The sequence below is a fragment of the Chamaesiphon sp. VAR_69_metabat_338 genome (genome assembly GCF_031423935.1).
Lineage (GTDB): Bacteria > Cyanobacteriota > Cyanobacteriia > Cyanobacteriales > Chamaesiphonaceae > Chamaesiphon.
In genome coordinates, this window is the sequence record NZ_JANPGM010000336.1 from 1 (window position 1) to 4905 (window position 4905).

The 4905-nt window shown below is 47.4% G+C and carries 6 protein-coding genes; 2 read left to right on the forward strand and 4 right to left on the reverse strand.

Annotation, left to right across the window (positions count from 1 at the left end; all coding sequences use genetic code 11):
- On the reverse strand, window positions 1-1208 hold a 1208-nt coding region (locus RMO84_RS09600; RefSeq protein WP_310488247.1), incomplete at its 3' end, for a HAMP domain-containing sensor histidine kinase.
- A 119-nt stretch (window positions 1209-1327) separates the two neighbouring features.
- Here RMO84_RS09600 and RMO84_RS09605 point away from each other — a divergent pair.
- A complete protein-coding gene (locus tag RMO84_RS09605; RefSeq protein WP_310488248.1) occupies window positions 1328-1669 on the forward strand; it encodes an Hpt domain-containing protein in 342 nt (113 codons plus the stop codon).
- Window positions 1670-1698: 29 nt separating this feature from the next.
- A complete protein-coding gene (gene sfsA / locus RMO84_RS09610; protein ID WP_310488249.1) occupies window positions 1699-2400 on the forward strand; it encodes a DNA/RNA nuclease SfsA in 702 nt (233 codons plus the stop codon).
- 2 nt (window positions 2401-2402) lie between these two features.
- Here sfsA and RMO84_RS09615 read toward each other — a convergent pair whose 3' ends face one another.
- The 3 genes from RMO84_RS09615 to RMO84_RS09625 form a co-directional block, all read right to left on the reverse strand.
- Window positions 2403-2570, reverse strand: coding sequence for a hypothetical protein (locus RMO84_RS09615; RefSeq protein ID WP_310488250.1), 168 nt, complete (start codon window positions 2568-2570; stop codon window positions 2403-2405).
- Between the two features lie 56 nt (window positions 2571-2626).
- Complete coding sequence (locus RMO84_RS09620) at window positions 2627-4105, reverse strand: AmpG family muropeptide MFS transporter (protein ID WP_310488251.1); 1479 nt, start codon at window positions 4103-4105, stop codon at window positions 2627-2629.
- Window positions 4106-4203: 98 nt separating this feature from the next.
- Window positions 4204-4641: a DUF2262 domain-containing protein gene (locus RMO84_RS09625; RefSeq protein ID WP_310488252.1), complete on the reverse strand. Its 438-nt coding sequence runs from the start codon at window positions 4639-4641 to the stop codon at window positions 4204-4206.
- Between the last annotated feature and the right edge of the window lie 264 nt (window positions 4642-4905).

Here is a 4905-nt window from a genome sequence, read left to right on the forward strand (position 1 = left end):
GGATCTACCCGATAAAATCTGTCAAACAAATGCGGTAGAGCTTCAGCCGGAATCCCCATTCCGGTATCACTCATCTTAACTTGGAGATAGGAGGTATTTTGCCGGATGGTTTGTCGCAGTTCGACCTTAATCTCGGCAGCGCGAGTTCGTGCTGGTGCGTCGGCTGGCGACGGCGTATATTGAATGGCATTGGTGAGTAAATTGGTAAATAGTCTGACTAACCGATCCCAGTCACCATCGATCGTAAACACTTCTGCCCGATCTCGTACCGATTTACTCGCACTCGGCAGCACCGGATCGACAATTTCCAGCATGAGGTGAATGCCCCTGGCGACAGCGGCTAGTTGCTGTTCTTCCATCGTTTCCATTAACAGCGCATCCAATGGCACCAAACCAAAATTCGATCTGACGAGGCTACTATCTTGGCGAGCCAGAAATAATAAATCGTCTACCAATCGCCCTAACCGCCGCGTCAAGCGTTCGATCGTTTGCAGTTGTTGGCGTTGTTGAGGGAGTAAGGGTTCTTCGCCCAGCGCGACTTGGACATTGGTTTGAATCGTGGCAATCGGGTTGCGCAGCTCGTGGGAAGCATCGGCGGTAAACTGCTTGAGCTGTTGGTAAGATGCCTTGACTGGCTCGATCGCAATCCCAGACAGAAACCAACCGATCGTCGCCACGCTGGCAAGGACTAAAGATGTCCCGATCGTCAGATCGACAATTAATAACTCAGTCGGTTTGGTGACTTCAAACCACGGATGACTGACGCGTAAAAAGCCCACGAGAGTATTATTGCGATCGATCGGTGCGGTAATCTGGCGGAGGATGCGATTATTATTTACTCGCACTGTTTCCCCTTCCAAATTCATCCAGACTGGCAGATTGAGCGGTTCTTTGAGTGTAGACCACAATAATTTGCCGTTGAGATTGAACACCTCTAAATCGATGCGATCGTCATCTAATCGATCGGAATCATCTTGAAAACTCGCCGCTACATTAATTTGCAATTGGCTCGGCGCGCTGGGAAAAGCTACTTTATCGATCGAGATCGATCGACTGACAACTTCGACGACATGATTGAGGGTATCGTCAATGCGCTCGATCAGCGTACTCCGCACGTAGATATACATCCCGCTGGCAAACACCAACAAAACGATCGCAGTAACGGTGGTATACCAAATTGCCAAGCGGCGGCGGGTGGTTTGAAACATATGGGGCTTGGAGATCTAAGCTGTAGAGGTTTGGAGAAATCCTTTAGTTCGGCGACTCGATCGAGCAATCGAGATAAAATAACAATCGCACTACCTGATATTTACTACTTCATCAGCCAATGAACGATCTTATCGATATCGACTGGGAGCAATTGCATCAAGTTTCGGAAGATGACCCAGAATTTGAACTAGAACTACTGACCATGTTGGCCGAAGATGTCAAAATTCACATCGACGATCTGCGCCAAGCTGTAGCCAGTCGAGATGCAAAGGCGATCGCGAACGAAGCTCACTATATTAAGGGTGCGAGCGCAAATGTCGGCATTATTAGGATTACCGCTGCGGCCAAGCAAATCGAAGCTCTCGCACGCCAACAGCAGTTAGAGGATACAGCAGCGATCGTCGAACAAATGGCGATCGATCTCGGTTCGCTCGAAACCTACATCGCCACCAGAAACTAAGTGCCGCCTAACTCCCCACTCTAAACATCTTGCTCTATACCTATCCACAACTCCATTCCGGCATCCTCGTCAACAGATACAAACGATTTTTTGCTGATATCCAGCTAACTACTGGCGAACTGATTACCGCTCATTGTCCCAATACTGGCCCGATGACTGGCGTCTGTCAGATTGGCGCACCAGTACAGGTATCTTTTCATGACAATCCCAAACGCAAACTTGCCTATACTTGGGAGACAATTGAGATCGATGGGGTGTGGATTGGCATCAATACTGCGTTGCCCAACAAACTGATTAAAATCGCCCTCGAACAGTATCTCTTTCCCTCATTAGGCAAATACCAAACCATTCGATCGGAAGTAGTTTACGGGCAAGATAAACGCAGCCGGATCGACTTTTTACTCGCAGGAGGCGATCGACCGATTTATCTGGAAGTCAAGAATACCACTTGGTCGATCGGCGATACGGCGATCTTTCCCGATACCGAAACCACCAGAGGTCAAAAGCATCTCAGAGAACTAATTGATGTGATGCCCGAGCACCGAGCCGTGATGCTCTATCTCATCAATCGCGGCGACAAAACCAAATTTGCCCCTGGCGACACTACCGATCCCGTTTACGGTCAACTCTTGCGGACGGCAGTAGCCAAGGGCTTAGAAGTTCTCCCTTGTCGATTTGAGATTACACCGCAGGGGATTGCATATCTAGGACTAGCCGAACTCATCCTCTAAACTTACGTCAGTCTCAATAACATCAGTAAGCTCTGGAAGATCGCGCCCGTCAATGGTGCGGGGCCAGACATGTCTGAAGGCAAGAAAATTCGCGCGCTGACTGCTACCAAAGCAAACAGAAATACTAGCAAGATTAAGAACGGCGCGACATTTTGGCGAAAGAACGTCATGATAAATTTGTTGACAGTAGGAGATTGGATATTCGTCGATTGTAACAAATATTAATTTAGGAATTTGCGAGTTGACGATTTTGGGGATTGATCTCGAATAACCACTTGGCAAGATCGTCGCTGGTCTGAAATTGTAGCAAATCCATACGGAGCGATTCCAACTCCTTGATGCTCAACAGTTCCACCTTGGACTGTAATTCGGGCGAAAGCGTGTCGAGTCGCTCGGTAAGTTGCCCGATCGCCGATTGTCTGGTTTGATTCGTTAATTTTTTGGTCGATCGATCGATAAAGATCAGTAGGGGAATCGTTGGCAAGATCGTAGCCATACTCAGCAAGAAGAAATTAGACCAACCGATATTTTTGGCGATGCCGCCCGTTGGCGCGACGATAAAACTTTTGGCCGATAGCATCAAACTACTAAATAAGGCGTATTGAGTGGCTGAGAATTGACGATTGCACAAACTCAGCAAAAAAGCCGTAAAGGCAGCAGCCTCAACGCCCGCACCAAAATACTCAGAATTAATTGCCAGCATCAACAGCCCCTCACTGGGAGCTTGTTTGGGCGGTAGCGACTGCGCTACTTGCGCCAGCAACCAGTAAGGAATAATCCCGATTGTTAATAACCCCAGTGCCACCCACAGCGATCGATTAATGCCGATCTTACTAATAATCACTGCACCGACAAAGGCTCCCAGGATCGTCGCCACAATCCCCATCCCACCTTGAATCACCCCGATTTGAGTCTGAGTGTAATGAATCGCCTCTAAAAAGGGAATCGTTACCCCTTTCACCATGTAATCGCCCACTTTATACATGACGATCAAAACTAAGATCGAGATGCCTGTAACTATTCCCCGCCGGTGAAAAAAGTCTTTAAACGGTAATACCACCGCTGCAAATAGTGATGCAGGTGCCGACTCTTTGGCGATTGGTTGTGGAGCGAACAGCGTTGCTACAACCCCTAAAGACATTAATCCCGCCAAAATTAGGTAAACCGTCTGCCAGCTTAAGTGCGCGGGTTGCTTGGGATCGGCAGCAATCAATGCCCAACCACTAGCAAGCAGCATGGCAATCCGAAAACCCAGCATGGAGATGGCCGCACCAGCACCCATCTCTGGTTCTTCCAAGACGTCAGCAGAATAAGCATTGGTAACGATATCCTGCGAAGCACTAAAGAAGCCGATCGCGATCGCGATAATCGTCATCAGTTGCAGATTACGCGCTCCTGGCTGCTGCATAGCCATCAAGGCAATACTCAGGATCAATAAAACTTGCGTTACTACCAACCAACCGCGTCGTCTCCCTAAAAAAGGTAATGTATATCGATCGAGTAATGGCGACCACACAAATTTGAATGCATAGGGCAGCATGGCTGCTGCCGACAATTTGGTGATGTCACTGATATCTACACCTGCAGTCGTCAACCAGGCTTTGAGCGGAGCATCGATAATTTGCGATGGCAATCCAGACGCAAAACCGAGAAATAACAAAGCTGCCATTTTCTGGCTCTGAAATACTTGCAGAAATGATTTCATATTAGGCACCCGATTTTTCATCCGAGACGCTTCGCTACAGCATTTTGATTCCCAATCATCCCATAGATTAGAGCTGAAGATGTATTCTGTCGATCGACTTAGCCCGCAATCTCAGCACCGATAAAGTTATTCTCGCTATCCATCGTCACTAAAATGCAATGACCCCAAAACAGGTCGTCATCGTTGTGATAGAAGGATATTTCACCCGCTGCATCGATCGAGATAGACTCAAGACTCGTCCGTTGCTGAAATTGTTCTGGTGTCAACGGCTGTTCATCATCATCAATCCATGTCTCATTCTTAATTTGCAATAGCATTACGGCTGCATACTCTTTTGCTAACTGGGCATATCTTTCTAACTCCTCGACCAAGTTATTCGCCCGCTCAAGTGCAGCGGCTACATTTCCGCGTTCATCTGTTGAAAGCCGAATCAAAATTTCCGATTGCTGGACTTCGATCTTGCCCTCATACCAGTCATATTCTTGCTGGTATTGCAGTATGCCTAATTCTGGGTGTTCGAGATCGGGATGTTTCATAAGTTCGACTCTTTATCAAAAGCATACCCACTATAGATAAGCAAGCAGACATAACTAAAGCTGATAACTGTCATCAGTTCTACAAACCTGAGAAACGTTTACAAACGTTAACAATCGAGTTAGATTAGATTCATACATCCAAAACATTCCGTTCTACAAAGAACACAAGCAATCATAAACCAATGACCACAACCTTACAACGCACCCAGAACGCCAACGTCTGGGAACGCTTCTGTAGTTGGATCGCCTCCACAGAAAATCGCA